The sequence below is a fragment of the Dactylococcopsis salina PCC 8305 genome, assembly GCF_000317615.1.
In the GTDB taxonomy this organism is placed as follows: Bacteria; Cyanobacteriota; Cyanobacteriia; order Cyanobacteriales; family Rubidibacteraceae; genus Halothece; species Halothece salina.
Window position 1 is genome coordinate 2889358 of record NC_019780.1, and the last position, 19491, is coordinate 2908848.

Consider the following 19491-nt stretch of genomic DNA (forward strand, 5'->3'; position numbering starts at 1 on the left):
ATCGCATCTGTGAGATTAGTTATTCTATTTAATTGATTTAAATCTTATTAATCGGCTTTCTGAACCACTATAATTTGCTACCTTAGTAGCGTTGGTTGAAACCAGTTTTGAGTCCCCTTCAATTGGTAAATTAGTCATGTTGATTTCTCTTAACCCCTTATTCCTAACTTGGGAAAATGCCTTAACCGAACTCGCAAACAGTGGACGTTTATTCACCGCCGCCCAAGAGGCTCTACAATTAAAAACGATCCCAGACTCGTTAACAGAATTAATCAAGCAATGGCAAACGGGAGATTTTTCCCAACTGCCAGCAGTGGAACTGTTATCCAATAATTCCATGTCTGGCGCAATGGGGGCTTATGCCAGCAGTGGGGAAACGATTTATCTCAATGAAGACTGGTTAGCCACAGCCAGCGAAGAAGATGCACTGGCGGTGTTAATGGAAGAGTTAGGGCATCATTTAGATAATGTGGTGAACGAAAAAGATGCTGCAGGAGATGAAGGGGCGATTTTTGCTTCTCTACTGCAAGGAAAAGATTTCAGGGATCAGGTGCGAGAAGAAGACGATCGCGCCACTTTAGAAATTAATGGGGAAAGCGTGACAGTTGAACAAGCAGACAACTTTAAAATCACTCCTCAGTTAGTAGAGAATGAAATTACCGCAGACGGAATCCAAGCAGGAGAAACGTTTGAAATCGAATTTTTATTTGAGGATTTAATCACTAATTCTGAGAGTAATCCTAACGGAGTCGTGCTTTCGGGTTACACTGATGTTCTGTTTAATCCGACATCAGTTCTTTTAGCGGAGAATGGCATTAGTTACGGTGAGGGTTATACGACTAACCAAACTGGAGAGAATCGCCTCGGTAATAATGGCGAACAAGTGGGGCGCGTTAGTGAAGTAGGAGCGGCCACAAGCGATGTTAATGCTCCTGCTAGTCAGGTGGTTTTTACCTTAACCTTTGAGGCTCAAACTGATTTTACACTCGATCCCGTCACCATTGAGGCTGAAAAACCAGACGAGCCGAAAAACTTGATCACGATCGCCAGTAGTGATGAAGATCAAACCCGTAACACCGAGTATGGACAGGAAACGATCGGTCCGGCGGTTAACATTATTGAAAGTGAAGGGAGTACCGAGGTTAGTGAGGATGGAGCAACAGATAGTTATGAGTTAGTCTTAAATAGCCAACCCACTGCTGACGTTACGATCGAGATTAGCAATATTGGTCAAGTTAGTGTTGAGCCAACCAGCTTGACTTTTACTCCTGAGAATTGGGACACGACTCAAGTAGTGACGGTTACTGCTACTGATGACAATTTTGCAGAAGGAGAACATACCACTCCTATTAACCACAGTGTTGCTGACGGTAGCGCTGACGAATATCTTGACGTTGGAATTAGTAATGTTGCTGCCAATATCATCGAAGTTCAAGATGGAGAGGGTGGCAATGCTCCCCCAATTGTAGAAGATACAACCTTCACCATCGATAATGAAAGTTTATTTAGTTTTTTAGGTGAGATTGTTGCTTCTGATCCCGACGGAGATTTTCTAGAGTTTACAATTGTCGATGGAAACGAGGATATTGATGGGGATGGAATTCCTCCCTTTGTAATTGATCCTTTTGAAAATATCGGTGAAATCTTTGTTGATGACATTGATGACCTTCAGCTTGCAGATTGAGTTTTTCTTAACCGTTGAAGTCAGTGACGGAGAATTTACGGATACTGGGACAGTAGAAATTAATGTCACAGCAGAACCAACAGTAGAAGTCAATTTAGAACTTCGAGCCATTCCAGGTCAAGAAGCTCAACTTGAAGATGGGATACAAAGCGGAGATGAGTTTTTAGTTGATGTTCGTTTCCTCGATTTGGTTACTGAAGATAACCCTTCTCAAGCTGTCACATTTGGTTATGCTGATCTATTGTTTGATCCGAACGTTTTACAAGTAGTAGAAGACGACAACACAGTTGATGGGGAAGATGGGGTCGTCGATGGCATTGTTCGTGGTCCAGACTACATTACTGGACGCACAGGAACTGTGCGTAACCTTGATGGTATAGTAGCAGAAGTAGGAGGGGGGGCAGTGGTTTTCGGGGAAGAAAGTTTTCCTGAAGAGAATCGTGTTTTTAGTATCCTTTTCACTGCTACCGAAGACATTACTCCCGAAAACCCAACTACGATTGAAAGTCAAGCCGTTGACGGGATCTTTAGTGGAATTAATGTACTTAGTAAGCCGGGAGACCAAAGAAGCCAAACTGATTTTGGTAGCCTGACTCTCCCTGAGACAGATGACAATAATGACCCTCCAAATGCGGTAGATGATACGGGTAGCACCGACGAAGATAGTTCCTTTACAGTTGATGCGGCAAATGGCGTTCTCGCCAATGACGTTGATCCTGATGGAGATGCTCTAACTGTCAGGGCCGTAAATGGAGAAGCGGGTAAGGTTGACACAGAAATCACCTTAGACTCCGGTGCGTTACTCACTCTCAATGCTGATGGAAGCTATGAGTATGACCCCAGTGGCGCGTTTGAAGACCTCAACGACGGGGATACTGCTACTGATACCTTTACTTACACCGTAGCTGACGGGAATGGTGGTACAGATACCGCAGATGTAGAAATCACTGTTGAAGGTATCACTGATAATCTCCCGCCCGTCTTTGATGTTGCCACAGAACAAGCCCTTGATGAAAACACCGCTTTAGTTGTGGCAGCGGTAGCCAGTGACCCTGATGGGGATGACCTCACTTTCTCTTTCTCCGGTGGTGCTGACGAAGCCTTATTCACCATTGATGCCGATGGCAACTTGAGCTTTATTAACCCTCCCGACTTTGAAAATCCTGAAGATGATGGTGAAGATAATGTTTATAACGTTCAAGTGAGTGTTAATGACTCACAAGAGACAGTTACTGAAGAGTTTGCGGTCACAATCAACGATGTTGATGAAACTATCCCAGGACCGCCCCAAGTGGTCAATCCCATTGACGACTTTACTATCAATCAAGAAGAACTCCCTGACCCAATTAATCTGTTTGATGTCTTTGAAGATAGCGAAGATGCTGATTCCGATCTAACCTACCGCGTTCTCGAAAATACTAACAATGCCTTGATTGAAACAGCCTTGAGTGCAGGAGAACTCAGTTTCATTCCCTTTTCAGGCGGGGGGAGTAGCGACATCACGGTTCAAGCCACTGACACTGATGGTTTCAGCATCAATTACTCCTTTACCATTACAATTGACACCCCTCCCGAAGTGGTCAACCCCATCGATGATCGGAATATCCCATCAGACAGTGATCCCATTCGACTAAATTTGTTTGAAACCTTTGAAGACAATCAAGACGACGACTCCAACCTGAGTTTTACTGTCATTAGTAGCAACCCTAACTTAGTGAGTCTTTCTCCAGTTGATGAGGGAAGTGGAAGACTTTTCCTCCAATTTCCGTCTAATAATGAAGGAAGCAGTGAAGTGACGGTCACTGCTACGGATAGCAATGGACTCTCGAGAGAAGAAACCTTCTTGGTAACCGTCGGAGCCTCAATCACCACAGAAGAACCCAATGATACCCTAGTCACTGCCACCAATACCCAACTTGACTTAGAGAATCAACCGAATGTCACCATTTCTGGAGAAATTGGAGATAACAGCTTCGAGAACCAAGATATTGATCTCTATAAGATGACCTTAACTCAAGGAGACCGACTCACCGCAGATATTGACACCAATGAGAACTCGGCCCTCGATTCCATCCTGAGAATTTTTGATAGCAATGGCTTGGAAGTGGCTCTCAATGATGATAGCAATGGCGAAACCGATTCTCTTGTCACCTTCACCGTTGACGAAGCAGTCGAACGAGCAACTTACTATGTCGGTGTCAGTGGATTTAGCAATACCAGCTATAACCCTAATCTTGAAAACTCGGGCACTAAGGGCAGCACAGGAGCGTATAACTTAACCCTCACCCTGTCTTCCATTACTGGTGAAGAGCCAGCTAATGACACAATTCCGCAAGCAATGGAGATCGCTTCTAGCCTTGACGAAGAGGGATTATTCCGTGAAGAAGCCTTCATTGGTGACAACGCCACTTTTCAAGCCAATAAAGATGTTGATCTTTACCAAGTTCAACTTCAGCAAGGAGAAACGATTACCATTGATCTTGATACCGAAGTCAACAGCCCCCTTGACTTAATTCTACAGGTCTTCAATGCCACAGGGGGTCAAGTTCCCACCGGCTTCAACGATAACGCCAAAGCCCCAGGTGAACAATTAGGAAATGACCCCTATCTCGAATTTAGCGCCCCCTTCAGCGGCCTCTATTATGTCGGAGTCAGCGACCAAGCAAACGACCTGTATAGCCCCTACAACCCCGAAAGTGGACAAAGTCCAGGGGCAACAGGCGCGTATGAAATCAACATTACGCAAGATGTTTCCCGTGAAGATAGTCCCCCCGAAGCCTCTCCCAACGACACCCTCGACACCGCCACCGCCTTGTTAGTGGGAGATGAAATTCAAGGGAATATTGGCGATAGAACGGAATTTGTCACCGTTCCAGGATTAGATGTTGACCTTTACACCCTCTCCCTCGAAGCTGACCAAGCCATTAGCATCACTCTGAACAGCACCTCCCGTCTTGACCCCGTCTTACGACTATTCAACGCCCAAGGAGAAGAAATTGCCTTCAATGACGACATCGGAAACAGTAACAATTCCCGCATCGAGTTTCAGGTTGCCGAAACCGTAGAAACCGAAGATTACCTCATCGGTGTCAGTGGCTTTGGCAACGAAGACTATGATCTCAACGAAGAAGGCAGCGGCGCCCCCTTTGCCAGTACAGGAAGTTACCAACTCATCGTTACCGAACAAGAAACGCCCGAATTAGAAGCCGGTGCCGAAGAAGAAAACGACACTCTAGACACCGCCACCGCCACCAGTTTAACCGCAGACAGCCTCGGTAGCCTCAAACAAACCAACGCCATTGGCAATAATCCCAACTTAGAAGAAGCGGGATCAGACGTAGATATCTTCCAAGTGGAACTGGATACCAAAACCCGTCTCACCGCCGAGATTAACACCGAAAACCTCAACACCAATTTTGACTCTCTCCTTCGCATCTTCAACAGTGAAGGAGAAGCAGTCGCCTTCAATGACGATGAAACCAGCAACACTTTAGACTCCCGATTAGAATTTCTCCCCACCACCGACGGAACTTATTACGTGGGAGTGAGTGGTTTAGGTAATGAAGCGTATAATCCCCAGACAGGAGAAAACCTCAAAGTCGGTGCCATCGGTGATTATGAAATCGAAATCACTCTTAGCGAAGCCATTCCACCAGAAAATCCCACCAACGACACTCGCGAAACGGCAATCAAAGCTGAACTTGCCAACAACCGCTTTACCCGCAATGGTTTCATTGGTGATCACCCGAATAATGTAGAAACCGACCTTGACTTCTATCAAGTAGAATTGTCTCAAGGACAAACCTTAAACATTGAAGTCAATGGACGCGACTCAGACTTAGAGAGTTTTGTCGAGTTGTTCAAAAGCGATGAAACAGACAATCTCCTAGAAGAAGAATACGATGCAGGAGACTTCCCCCATCCAGAAGTAAGCATTGAAATTGAAGAAGATGACACCTACTTCATCCGTGTTAGCGCCTTTGATGATGGCACTAATGACGGAAAAACTGGAGAATATCAACTAAATCTAGGAGTAGAAAACGCTCCCGCAGCCGCACAAGCGCCCATAGAAGAAATTCGACCCTCTGTAAACGACGATCGTGAATTTACTAACTCCGATCGAGCCGTCACCATTGATGTTTTAGCCAACGACGTTGCTAACGATGATCAAGGAGTGAATGAAATCAATGACGATAACTTCCCGAAAACCACCGAAAAAGGGGGAACAGTTACCGTAGAAGATTCCAGTTTAATCTATACTCCCGATCCAGACTTTGCAGGGGTAGATACATTTACATACACAGCAGATAATGAAAGTGGCGGTTCGGATCAAGGAACTGTATCAGTAACCGTGAATCGTCCCCTAGAAGATTCGACAGTACAAGTTCTCCTCGACGTAAAACCAGTGCCAGGAAAAGAAGAGCAACTGAATGATGGATTACAAATTGGGGAAGAATTTCTAGTTGATGTCCGTTTTCAAGACCTTCTAACCGATAATAATCCTTCTCAAGCGGTCGTCGCTGCTTATGCCGATCTCATGTTTGATCCGCAAGTGCTAGAAGTAGTGGAAAATAATGAGACCGTAGATGATGAGGATGGTCTGGTCGATGGCATTATTCGGAACCCTTCCTATGGACTCGGCACAAAGGGACAGGTTCGTAATGAGGAAGGCTTAGTCAATGAAGTAGGAGGAGGAAATTTGGTCTCTAGTCCAGCTGCCCTTCCTGATGATAACCGTGTCTTTAGCCTCCATTTCCGAGCCATAGGAGGCGGCAATACCGCTCTCTTAGCTAGTGAAGCCGGACAACGTCCGGATTCGGGGATTAACATTATAGCGGGGCGAGGAGATCAGCGCGATCGAACCAACTTTACAAGAATTAACGCGATCGAGCAAATTACCAATCTAGATGGGAATAATGACATCGCCCCGAACTTAAATCTCGCCATGACCAATCAGATGGTGACTTTCCAAGAAGAAGGAGTAACTGGTGTTCAAGGGGTAGTGGAAGCAATGGAAGTCAAGGTTGATTTCCAAGACTCAGCAGGCAATCCCTTGTCAGAAGTGGCAGTGGGAGATACCTTTGAGATTGTTCTCTCAGCAGAAGATTTACGTCCAGAACAATTGGGGGTCTTTAGTGCGTTTGCCGATGTGGTTTATGACACAGTCTTAATAGATGTCAACGAAGCACGCTTAGAAGAGCCTTTTCAATCTCCAGTCATCGACCTAAGTAATGCGATTCAAGAAGGAGAGGGCTTAGTGAATGAATTTGGGGGGTCTAATTCCCGATTAAACCCAGAGACAGGAACTCAAGAAGTTGCAATTTTTACAGCTACCGCTCAAGCCGCTGGTTTATTAGAAGTTAGCACCAATGCCGCAGAAGGAGAAACAGCGCTAAACACCCTCTTTGGCATTGATACAGATTTAACGGAAGCCACCCGTTACGGTGAGAATACTCTGAATATTGTTGGTGAAAGCGTAAAAGGTGCTGATTTAGTGATCACTGAATTTGATGCTGAAATTGACCACGTATTAGGCGGAGAAACCACCGTTAATTTGACAGTAGCTAACGAAGGGAATGCAGCGAGTTCTGGTTTCCAAGTAGAAGTGCTTTACTACACCGCAGAGAGTATTGACCAACTTAGCGAAGAAGAACCACAGGTGGTTAAAACCCTTGCTTTTGATGAATTAGAAGCGGAAAGGGAGGTTAATGAACAGTCAGAGGTATCGCTACCAGTGGAAACGCTTTTAGCTGAAGCCCTAGAGGATGACCCTTCTGTGTTTGGACAAAAACGCCCCATTGATGATGATGGTGAAGAAGGGTTCTTTGAGTCCAATAACATTGACTATCTCGGCGTTCGCATTGTTAATAGTGATAATTCTGGGGAAGAGGAGGAGGCATTTGCCAATAATGCTTTGAATGATACGGAGGGAGTCAATATTGATGATATTGCTTTCTTCCCTTGGGATTTTGTGAATAGCAGTGAAGAGGGGGTGTTGCCGAATCAAGACGATGAAATTGTTTCCGACAAGATTGTCGATTTCAATGATGCCAATGCGGTTTTCCGAAATATTGGTGAGGTGATAACGGAAGAGGTGACAGAAGGAAATCGCTTTGGTTTAGATTTGGATCGCATTGATTTTGATCTAGATGGGGCGATTTCTCCCGTAGATGCGGTGCGTGTGGCTAATCGCATCGGCTATGAAATCAATCCTGATATTTTTGAGGAGAGTGTTGGTTAAGTTGATTAAATTTCCTATTCTGAGGTGGTATTGAATCAATTTAATGCCCAACCCCCGACTTAGAAAATTGGCTTCCTAGTATTTATTGGATTGCAGAAGGATTGAGAACTGCCAGGGAGAATTTCTCATGTAGTTATGAACCATACTCTCTCTGGTTCGATTCGATGACATCAACGGGCGCGATCGCGCTTTTAAGTCCTAGTTTTCCCGTTGCAATTCTTCTCAGCAGTTTAGCCTTATTTCGTCTGATTAGTATTAGCGCCGAAGCGATCGCTGCTGGGCTATCTTGGGGGATCAAATTTGTAATTAATCATTAAACTTTAGCACTTTTCAAGCCCTTTAGTTCGGAAAACACTGATCGATCGCTATCATATTAATTTTTATGACAATTTTCCTTCACCGCAACACAACTCCCTTATCTTTAGTGGAGTTGGAAAAAGTTCTGATTCCCTGTAATTGCTAAATTTGTCATGTTTATTTCCCCTGATTATCTCCTCCCAAATTGGCAAAACGCCTTAACCGAACTCGCCAGCAGTGGACGTTTACTCACCGCTGCCCAAGAAGCTCTACAATTAGAAACGATTCCAGACTCCCTAGCGGAATTGATCAAGCAATGGCAAACAGGAGACTTCTCCCAACTGCCAACAGTGGAAGTTTTATCCAATGAGTCCATCTCAGGGGCAATGGGTGCTTATGCCAGTAGTCTGGAAACGATTTATCTCAATGAAGACTGGTTAGCGACAGCCAGCGAAGAAGATGCACTGGCGGTGTTAATGGAAGAGTTAGGGCATCATTTAGATAATGTGGTGAACGAAAAAGATGCTACAGGAGATGAAGGGGCGATTTTTGCTTCTCTACTGCAAGGAAAAGGTTTCGGGGATCAGGTGCGAGAAGAAGACGATCGCGCGACTTTAGAAATTAATGGGGAAAGCGTGACAGTTGAACAAGCAGACAATGCTCCCCCAATTGTAGAAGATACAACCTTCACCATCGATAATGAAAGTTTATTTAGTTTTTTAGGTGAGATTGTTGCTTCTGATCCCGACGGAGATTTTCTAGAGTTTACAATTGTCGATGGAAACGAGGATATTGATGGGGATGGAATTCCTCCCTTTGTAATTGATCCTTTTGAAAATATCGGTGAAATCTTTGTTGATGACATTGATGACCTTCAGCTTGCAGATGAGTTTTTCTTAACCGTTGAAGTCAGTGACGGAGAATTTACGGATACTGGGACAGTAGAAATTAATGTCACAGCAGAACCAACAGTAGAAGTCAATTTAGAACTTCGAGCCATTCCAGGTCAAGAAGCTCAACTTGAAGATGGGATACAAAGCGGAGATGAGTTTTTAGTTGATGTTCGTTTCCTCGATTTGGTTACTGAAGATAACCCTTCTCAAGCTGTCACATTTGGTTATGCTGATCTATTGTTTGATCCGAACGTTTTACAAGTAGTAGAAGACGACAACACAGTTGATGGGGAAGATGGGGTCGTCGATGGCATTGTTCGTGGTCCAGACTACATTACTGGACGCACAGGAACTGTGCGTAACCTTGATGGTATAGTAGCAGAAGTAGGAGGGGGGGCAGTGGTTTTCGGGGAAGAAAGTTTTCCTGAAGAGAATCGTGTTTTTAGTATCCTTTTCACTGCTACCGAAGACATTACTCCCGAAAACCCAACTACGATTGAAAGTCAAGCCGTTGACGGGATCTTTAGTGGAATTAATGTACTTAGTAAGCCGGGAGACCAAAGAAGCCAAACTGATTTTGGTAGCCTGACTCTCCCTGAGACAAATAATGAGGCAGATTTAGTAGTCACTGAGTTTGATGCGATTACCGATCATGCGTTAAATGGGGAAACCACTGTCAACTTTACAATTGAAAACCAAGGCAATAGCAATACTTCTGAGTTTGAATTTGATATCCTCTACTACACCGCAGATAACCTAGAACAGCTAAGTCAAGAGCAACCGATTGTAGTTGAAAGTATTGTCCTCGATGAACTAGCCGTTGGTGATTCAGTAATTCAAACTTTAGCACTATCCCTTCCCCTTGATCTGCTCATAGAAGAAGCGTTAAAAGATGATCCTCCTGTTATTGGAGAACCATTACCAGAAGAAGGATTTTTTACTTCCAATAACATTGACCATCTTGGGATTCGTATTAATGGGGTAGAGGCTAATCCGATAGAAGGGGTGAATGTCGATGATATCGCTTTCTTCCCCTGGGATTTCTTAAATCTGGCTGCTGACGGCGTGATTCAAGGGGGTTCCGATGAGTTAATCTCCAATGGGGAAGTCGAACAAGTTGACTTCACTGCCGTTGCTCAAAATATTGGTGAGGTAATAACTGAAGAGATTACAGAAGATCCTCTTGGCTTAGATTTAGACCGCATGGACTTTGACTTAGACGGCGTAATTTCTCCAGTCGATGCAGTACGAGTAAGTAATCGAGTCGGTTACGACATTAATCCCAATGCTGTTGATGATACAGGCGAAACCGAAATACCAGCCGCAGGAGGATCAGTACAGCCAAGTGTTCCCGAAGAAGCCGTTGAAATTTCTATCAGCTTTCAAGATTTAGATGGCAACCCGATTGAAACCGTCAATGTTGGTGAAGAATTTGAGATTGTTCTTTCCGTAGAAGATTTACGGGAAGCGGAAAATCTTTTCGGTGTCTTTAGTATTTATGGTGATGTTAACTACGATACAAATTTAGCTTCAATTCTAGATGTAGAGGTATCGGAGTCTTTAACGGTTGCTGTCGGCGAGGCGAGTATTAATGAGAGTCAGGGGGTAGTTGATGAAATTGGCGGAGTTAATCCTTCTGGTATTGATGATTTTGGAGTAACACAAACAGAATTTGCTGTTCTAACAGCAGAAGCAACTGCACAAGGACTGTTTGAAGTAAGTACAAATGTCGGAGATGGGGTGGCTGCTTTCAACACCGTCAACGGATTTGATAACGATGTTAATGCCAATACAGTTTATCGGAGTGAGACAATCGAAGTTGAAGGTGGAGAGGGTGGCAATGCTCCCCCAATTATAGAAGATACAACCTTCACCATCGATCCGACTGATGATGAAAGTTTATCTAGTTTTTTAGGTGGGATTGTTGCTTCTGATCCCGACGGAGATTTTCTAGAGTTTACAATTGTCGATGGGAACGAAGATATTGATGGGGATGAAATTCCTCCCTTTGTAATTGATACTTTTGGAAATGACGGTGAAATCTTTGTTGATGACATTGATGACCTTCAGCTTGCAGATGAGTTTTTCTTAACCGTTGAAGTCAGTGACGGAGAATTTACGGATACTGGGACAGTAGAAATTAATGTCACAGCAGAACCAATAGTAGAAGTCAATTTAGAACTTCGAGCCATTCCAGGTCAAGAAGCTCAACTTGAAGATGGGATACAAAGCGGAGATGAGTTTCTAGTTGATGTTCGCTTCCTTGATTTGTTAACTGAAAATAACCCTTCTCAAGCTGTCATATCTGGTTATGTCGATCTTCTCTTTGATCCAAGTGTCTTAGAAGTTGTGGAAGATAACAGTGAGATTGATAATGACGGTTTGAGTGTGAATGGGATTATTCACACTTCAGAATACAATATTAGCCGTAAAGGAGAAGTTTTTAATAGCGAAGGCTTAGTAGATGAGGTTGGTGCTGGCGATTTTGTTGGTACTCCTTCTGATTTGCCTGAAGATAATAGAATTTTTAGTATCCTTTTCACTGCTACCGAAGACATTACTCCCGAAAACCCAACTACGATTGAAAGTCAAGCCGGTGAACAGAGCAATAGTGGAATTAATGTACTTAGTGGGCGGGGAGACCAAAGAAGCCAAACTGATTTTGGTAGCCTGACTCTCCCTGAAGGTGAACTCCCTGCAGATTTAGCAGATTTAGTGGTCACTGAGTTTGATGCTGAAATTGACCATGTTTTGGGCGGTGAAACCATCGTTAACTTAACTGTAGAGAACCAAGGAGATGGAACTTCCCCAGGTTTCCAAGTAGAAATTCTCTACTATACTGCTGATAACAGTGAAGAACTGGCTGAAGAAGAACCCATTGTTGTTCAAACTCTTGCCCTCGATGAATTAGTTGCGGGGGAAGCAGTCAATGAAACTTCAGAAGTCTCTTTGCCGATAGAAGCCCTCTTAGCCGAAGCGTTAGAAGATGATCCCTCTATCTTTGGAGAACCACTCCCAGAACAGGGATTTTTTACCTCAAATAACATTGACCATCTTGGAATTCGCATTATTGATAATCCTTCTTCTAATGAAAATGAAGAAACATTTGTTAATAATGGTGTAGATGGCATCGAAGGCAAGGATGTTGATGATATTGCTTTCTTCCCTTGGGATTTCTTAAATAATGCTGCCGACGGAGTGATATCAGGAGGAAAAGATCAATTAACTTCCGATGGGCAAGTAACAGGGGTTGATCTTAATGCAGTCAGTGGCAGCGTTGGTTCCTTTATTGAAAATATTGAAGATGATCGTAATGGTTTAGATTTAGCACCCATTGATTTGGACTTAGATGGAGCGATAAGCCCAGTTGATTCTGTAAGGGTTGGTAACCGAGTGGGTTACTTAATCAATCCCGAAGTTAGAGAAGTTGGCATCCTTCCCATTGCTAATAATGATAGTGGTTTTACTGAAGCTAATACGCCCCTCACCTTAGAGATCTTAAATAATGATCAAGCTAATGATAGTCCAGGGGGATTGCAAATAACAAACTTACCTCAGACAACTGAAAACGGTGGAGAAATACAACTCGACAACCAACTACGCCTCATATATACTCCTAACCCAAATTTTATAGGAGTAGATAGCTTCACCTATACAGTTAGCAACGAAAGTGGGAATTCTGACGAAGCAACAGTTGATGTCTTTGTTGACATTCCTCAAAATCCCAATGTCCAAGTTAGCCTAGAATTAAATCCTGTACCCGGAGAAGAAGCGCAATTAGAGGATGGAATACAAAGTGGCGATCAATTTCTGGTTGATGTTCGTTTCTTAGATTTAGTCACTGAAGATAACCCTTCTCAAGCAGTTGCCCAAGGATATGTTGACTTGAGCTTTGATTCAAACATTTTACAAGTTATAGAAAATGACAATACCATCGATGCTGAAGATGGAGTTGTAGATGGAATTATTTATAATCCAGATTATAACTTTGCTCGACAAGGAACTGTTATTAATGAGGAAGGCTTAGTGAATGAAGTAGGAGGTGGTGCATTTGTCACCAACTCGAATAACTTTCCTGAGGATAATCGAATTTTCAGCATTCTTTTCACTGCCACTGAAGATATAACCTCAGAAGACTTAGTATCAATTGTCAGCACAGCTAGTGGCGGAAATTTGAGTACAATTACTGTATTGAGTCAGTTAGAAGACCAACGAAGTCAAACTGATTTTGGTAGCCTGACTCTCCCTGAGACAGATGACAATATCGTTGATGGTGGCGGCGGAGAAAATGTCCCTCCCGAATTCGACCAAGACTCATTTACATTTGAGACGGTTGACTTAGACGGGGAAGGAGGCGACGACGCTCAAAATGGTGATCCAGTTGGAACGGTAACCGCTACTGATGCCAACGCTGGCGATACACTCACCTTCGCGATTACTGGTGGTAATGACCCCGACGGCGACGGCACAAACGCTTTTGCCATTGACGAAGCAAGTGGTGAAGTCACCATTGTTGACACCGCAGAGTTATTAGGAGACGGATTTAACGGAGAACTCACCGTAACCGTAATCGACCAAGACGGTGCCTCCGATGAAGCGACAGTTTCCATTCCAGTGAGTGGTCCCGAAAACAACCCCCCAGCGGCGGCTGACGACAGCAATAGCACCGCAGAAGACACCGTTTTAACTGTAGAAGCGGCAAGCGTTCTCGCCAATGATACCGACCCCGAAGGAGACGCGCTGACGGTGAGTGCGGTCAATGGGGGAGAAGACAATGTTGGCACAGAAATCACCTTAGATTCTGGGGCATTGTTAACTCTCAACGTAGATGGAAGCTATGAGTATGACCCCAACGGCGCGTTTGAAGACCTCAACGACGGGGAAACAGATACTGATACCTTTACCTATACAGTTTCCGATGGCAACGGTGGAACGGATACTGCAATGGTAGAAATTACCATTGAAGGTATCACTGATAATCTCCCGCCCATCTTTGATGTTGCTACAGAACAGGCCCTTGATGAAAACACCGCTTTAGTTGTGGCAGCGGTAGCCAGTGACCCCGATGGGGATGACCTCACTTTCTCTTTCTCCGGTGGTGCTGACGAAGCCTTATTCACCATTGATGCTGATGGAAACTTGAGCTTTATTAACCCTCCCGACTTTGAAAATCCTGAAGATGATGGTGAAGATAATGTTTATAACGTTCAAGTGAGTGTTAATGACTCACAAGAGACAGTTACTGAAGAGTTTGCGGTCACGATCAACGATGTTGATGAAACTATCCCAGGACCGCCCCAAGTGGTCAATCCCATCAACGACTTGACCATCAATGAGGGAGAAACTCCAAATCCGATTAACCTCTTTGATGTCTTTGAAGATAGCGAAGATGCTGATTCTGAGCTAGACTACCGCATTCTCAATACTAACAATGCCTTGATTGAAACAGCCTTGAGTGCAGGAGAACTCCGCTTCATTCCCTTTCCAGGTAGTGGTAGCACTGAGATTACCGTTCTAGCCACTGACACTGATGATGAGATAAGTAATGCAACCTTTACCATTACAATTGACACCCCTCCCGCAGTGGTCAACCCCATCGATGATCGGAATATCCCATCAGACAGTGATCCCATTCGACTAAATTTGTTTGAAACCTTTGAAGACAACCAAGATAGCGACTCCAACCTGAGTTTTGATGTCGATAGCAAAAATCCCAACTTAGTCAGTACGTCATTTGATGAAGCAAGGGGAATACTTTTCCTGCAATTGCCGTCTAATGATGAAGGGAGTAGTAAAGTCACTGTCACCGCCACGGATAGCAATGGACTGGCGACAGAAGAAACCTTCTTAGTAACCGTCGGAACTTCGATCCCCACAGAAGAACCCAATGATACCCTAGTCACTGCCACCAATACCCAACTTGACTTGGAGAATCAACCCAATGTCACGATCGCTGGAACAATTGGAGATAACAGCTTCGAGAGCCAAGATATTGATCTCTATAAGATGACCTTAACTCAAGGAGACCGGCTCACCGCAGATATTGACACCAATGAGAGTTCTGCCCTCGATTCCATCCTGAGAATTTTTGATAGCAATGGTCTGGAAGTGGCTCTAAATGATGATAGCAATGGCGAAACCGATTCTCTTGTCACCTTCACCGTTGACGAAGCAGTAGAACGAGCAACTTACTATATCGGTGTCAGTGGATTTAGCAATACCAGCTATAACCCTAATCTTGAAAACTCTGGCACTAAGGGCAGCACAGGAGCGTATAACTTAACCCTCACCCTGTCTTCCATTACTGGTGAAGAGCCAGCTAATGACACAATTCCGCAAGCAATGGAGATCGCTTCTAGCCTTGACGAAGAGGGATTATTCCGTGAAGAAGCCTTCATTGGTGACAACGCTCCTTTTCAAGCCGATAAGGATGTTGATCTTTACCAAGTTCAACTTCAGCAAGGAGAAACGATTACCATTGATCTTGATACCGAAGTCAACAGCCCCCTTGACTTAATTCTACAGGTCTTCAATGCCACAGGGGGTCAAGTTCCCACCGGCTTCAACGACAATGGCACCGCCCCCGAGGAACAAAAGACAAATACAGACCCTTATTTAGAATTTAGCGCCCCCTTCAGCGGCACCTATTACGTCGGAGTCAGCGACCAAGCAAACGACCTGTATAGCCCCTACAACCCCGAAAGTGGACAAAGTCCAGGGGCAACAGGCGCGTATGCAATCAACATTACGCAAGATGTTTCCCGTGAAGATAGTCCCCCCGAAGCCTCTCCCAACGACACCCTCGACACCGCCACCGCCTTGTTAGTGGGAGATGAAATTCAAGGGAATATTGGCGATAGAACGGAATTTGTCACCGTTCCAGGATTAGATGTTGACCTTTACACCCTCACCCTGCAAGGCAACCAAGCCATCAGCATCACTCTGAACAGCACCTCCCGTCTTGACCCCGTCTTACGACTATTCAACGCCCAAGGAGAAGAAATTGCCTTCAATGACGACATCGGAAACAGTAACAATTCCCGCATCGAATTTCAGGTTCCCGAAACCGTAGAAACCGAAGATTACCTCATCGGTGTCAGTGGCTTTGGCAACGAAGACTATGATATCAACGAAGAAGGCAGCGGCGCCCCCTTTGCCAGTACAGGAAGTTACCAACTCATCGTTACCGAACAAGAAACTCCACAACTAGAAGCCGGTGCCGAACAAGAAAACGATACCCTAGCAACCGCTACCCCAACTGAGTTAACCCTAGACAATCCTAGCCTTAAACAAACTAACGCCATCGGTAATAACACCAGCCTAGAAGAAGTGGGGTTAGATGTTGATCTTTTGAGAGTGGTACTAGATCCCAGTACTCGTCTCACTGCCGATATCAACACCGCCAACTTAGACTCCAACCTAGACTCCCTACTCCATATCTTCGATGAAAATGGTAACTCCGTTGCCTTCAACGACGATGAAAGCATCAACAGCAACGACTCCTTCCTTGAATTTGTCCCGGAACAAGCCGGAACCTACTATATCGGAGTCAGTGGGTTAGGAAATGAAGCCTATGATCCCAACACCGGAGAAGATGTCAAAGCCGGTCGTGTCGGGGAATATGAAATCGAAATCACTCTTAGCGAAGCCATTCCAGAAGAAACTTCCAATGACACTCGCGAGACAGCCATCGAAACTGAACTCACCAATAACCGCTTCACACGGGAGGGATTCATTGGGGATAATCCCGATGTGCAAGCCGATGTGGACTTTTATGAAATCGATCTCGAAGCCGGAGAGACTCTTACCATTGAAGTCAATGGGCGCGACTCAGACTTAGAGAGTTTTGTCGAGTTGTTCAAAGGCGATGAAACAGACAATCTCCTCGAAGAGAAATACGATGCAGGAGACTTCCCCCATCCAGAAGTAAGCATTGAGATTAAAGAAGATGACACCTACTTCATCCGTGTTAGCTCCTTTGATGATGGCACTGATGACGGAAAAACTGGAGAATATCAACTAAATCTAGGAGTAGAAAACGCTCCCGCAGCCGCACAAGCCCCCATAGAAGAAATTCGACCCTCTGTAAACGACGATCGTGAATTTACTAACTCCGATCGAGCCGTCACCATTGATGTTTTAGCCAACGACGTTGCTAACGATGATCAAGGAGTGAATGAAATCAATGACGATAACTTCCCGAAAACCACCGAAAAAGGGGGAACAGTTACCGTAGAAGATTCCAGTTTAATCTATACTCCCGATCCAGACTTTGCAGGGGTAGATACATTTACATACACAGCAGATAATGAAAGTGGCGGTTCGGATCAAGGAACTGTATCAGTAACCGTGAATCGTCCCCTAGAAGATTCGACAGTACAAGTTCTCCTCGACGTAAAACCAGTGCCAGGAAAAGAAGAGCAACTGAATGATGGATTACAAATTGGGGAAGAATTTCTAGTTGATGTCCGTTTTCAAGACCTTCTAACCGATAATAATCCTTCTCAAGCGGTCGTCGCTGCTTATGCCGATCTCATGTTTGATCCGCAAGTGCTAGAAGTAGTGGAAAATAATGAGACCGTAGATGATGAGGATGGTCTGGTCGATGGCATTATTCGGAACCCTTCCTATGGACTCGGCACAAAGGGACAGGTTCGTAATGAGGAAGGCTTAGTCAATGAAGTAGGAGGAGGAAATTTGGTCTCTAGTCCAGCTGCCCTTCCTGATGATAACCGTGTCTTTAGCCTCCATTTCCGAGCCATAGGAGGCGGCAATACCGCTCTCTTAGCTAGTGAAGCCGGACAACGTCCGGATTCGGGGATTAACATTATAGCGGGGCGAGGAGATCAGCGCGATCGAACCAACTTTACAAGAATTAACGCGATCGAGCAAATTACCAATCTAGATGGGAATAATGACATCGCCCCGAACTTAAATCTCGCCATGACCAATCAGATGGTGACTTTCCAAGAAGAAGGAGTAACTGGTGTTCAAGGGGTAGTGGAAGCAATGGAAGTCAAGGTTGATTTCCAAGACTCAGCAGGCAATCCCTTGTCAGAAGTGGCAGTGGGAGATACCTTTGAGATTGTTCTCTCAGCAGAAGATTTACGTCCAGAACAATTGGGAGTATTTAGTGCGTTTGCCGATGTGGTTTATGACACAGTCTTAATAGATGTCAACGAAGCACGCTTAGAAGAGCCTTTTCAATCTCCAGTCATCGACCTAAGTAATGCGATTCAAGAAGGAGAGGGCTTAGTGAATGAATTTGGGGGGTCTAATTCCAGATTCAACCCAGAGACAGGAACTCAAAAATTTGCAATTTTCACAGCGACGGCTCAAGCTGCTGGTTTATTGGAAGTTAGCACTAAGGCCGCAGAAGGAGAAACAGCGCTAAACACCCTCTTTGGCATTGATACAGATTTAACGGAAGCCACCCGTTACGGTGAGAATACTCTGAATATTGTTGGTGAAAGCGTAAAAGGTGCTGATTTAGTGATCACTGAATTTGATGCTGAAATTGACCACGTATTAGGCGGAGAAACCACCGTTAATTTGACAGTAGCTAACGAAGGGGATGCAGCGAGTTCTGGTTTCCAAGTAGAAGTGCTTTACTACACCGCAGAGAGTATTGACCAACTTAGCGAAGAAGAACCACAGGTGGTTAAAACCCTTGCTTTTGATGAATTAGAAGCGGAAAGGGAGGTTAATGAACAGTCAGAGGTATCGCTACCAGTGGAAACGCTTTTAGCTGAAGCCCTAGAGGATGACCCTTCTGTGTTTGGACAAAAACGCCCCATTGATGATGATGGTGAAGAAGGGTTCTTTGAGTCCAATAACATTGACTATCTCGGCGTTCGCATTGTTAATAGTGATAATTCTGGGGAAGAGGAGGAGGCATTTGCCAATAATGCTTTGAATGATACGGAGGGAGTCAATATTGATGATATTGCTTTCTTCCCTTGGGATTTTGTGAATAGCAGTGAAGAGGGGGTGTTGCCGAATCAAGACGATGAAATTGTTTCCGACAAGATTGTCGATTTCAATGATGCCAATGCGGTTTTCCGAAATATTGGTGAGGTGATAACGGAAGAGGTGACAGAAGGAAATCGCTTTGGTTTAGATTTGGATCGCATTGATTTTGATCTAGATGGGGCGATTTCTCCCGTAGATGCGGTGCGTGTGGCTAATCGCATCGGCTATGAAATCAATCCTGATATTTTTGAGGAGAGTGTTGGTTAAGTTGATTAAATTTCCTATTCTGAGGTGGTATTGAATCAATTTAATGCCCAACCCCCGACTTAGAAAATTGGCTTCCTAGTATTTATTGGATTGCAGAAGGATTGAGAACTGCCAGGGAGAATTTCTCATGTAGTTAT

The 19491-nt window shown here is 44.5% G+C and carries 4 protein-coding genes; all 4 read left to right on the top strand.

Annotated elements, in window-relative coordinates; all coding sequences use genetic code 11:
• Positions 1–136: 136 nt before the first annotated feature.
• The 4 genes from DACSA_RS13960 (at position 137) to DACSA_RS21690 (ending at position 19354) form a co-directional block, all read left to right on the top strand.
• Positions 137–1684 (top strand): hypothetical protein, encoded by a 1548-nt coding sequence (locus tag DACSA_RS13960; protein WP_015230376.1) that lies wholly within the window; start codon positions 137–139, stop codon positions 1682–1684.
• Positions 1653–7925: an Ig-like domain-containing protein gene (locus DACSA_RS13965; RefSeq protein ID WP_198007571.1), complete on the top strand. Its 6273-nt coding sequence runs from the start codon at positions 1653–1655 to the stop codon at positions 7923–7925. Before DACSA_RS13960 ends, DACSA_RS13965 begins: the two co-directional genes overlap by 32 nt.
• A gap of 164 nt (positions 7926–8089) precedes the next feature.
• Positions 8090–8242 (top strand): hypothetical protein, encoded by a 153-nt coding sequence (locus DACSA_RS20865; RefSeq protein ID WP_198007572.1) that lies wholly within the window; start codon positions 8090–8092, stop codon positions 8240–8242.
• Between the two features lie 153 nt (positions 8243–8395).
• Complete coding sequence (locus DACSA_RS21690) at positions 8396–19354, top strand: Ig-like domain-containing protein (RefSeq protein ID WP_015230378.1); 10959 nt, start codon at positions 8396–8398, stop codon at positions 19352–19354.
• Positions 19355–19491: the final 137 nt, after the last annotated feature.

Bases quoted from the DNA above. Each gene is read 5' to 3' on its own strand.
- DACSA_RS21690 (WP_015230378.1), top strand. From the start codon at position 8,396: ATGTTTATTTCCCCTGATTATCTCCTCCCAAATTGGCAAAACGCCTTA.
- DACSA_RS20865 (WP_198007572.1), top strand. From the start codon at position 8,090: ATGACATCAACGGGCGCGATCGCGCTTTTAAGTCCTAGTTTTCCCGTT.
- DACSA_RS13965 (WP_198007571.1), top strand. From the start codon at position 1,653: ATGACATTGATGACCTTCAGCTTGCAGATTGAGTTTTTCTTAACCGTT.
- DACSA_RS13960 (WP_015230376.1), top strand. From the start codon at position 137: ATGTTGATTTCTCTTAACCCCTTATTCCTAACTTGGGAAAATGCCTTA.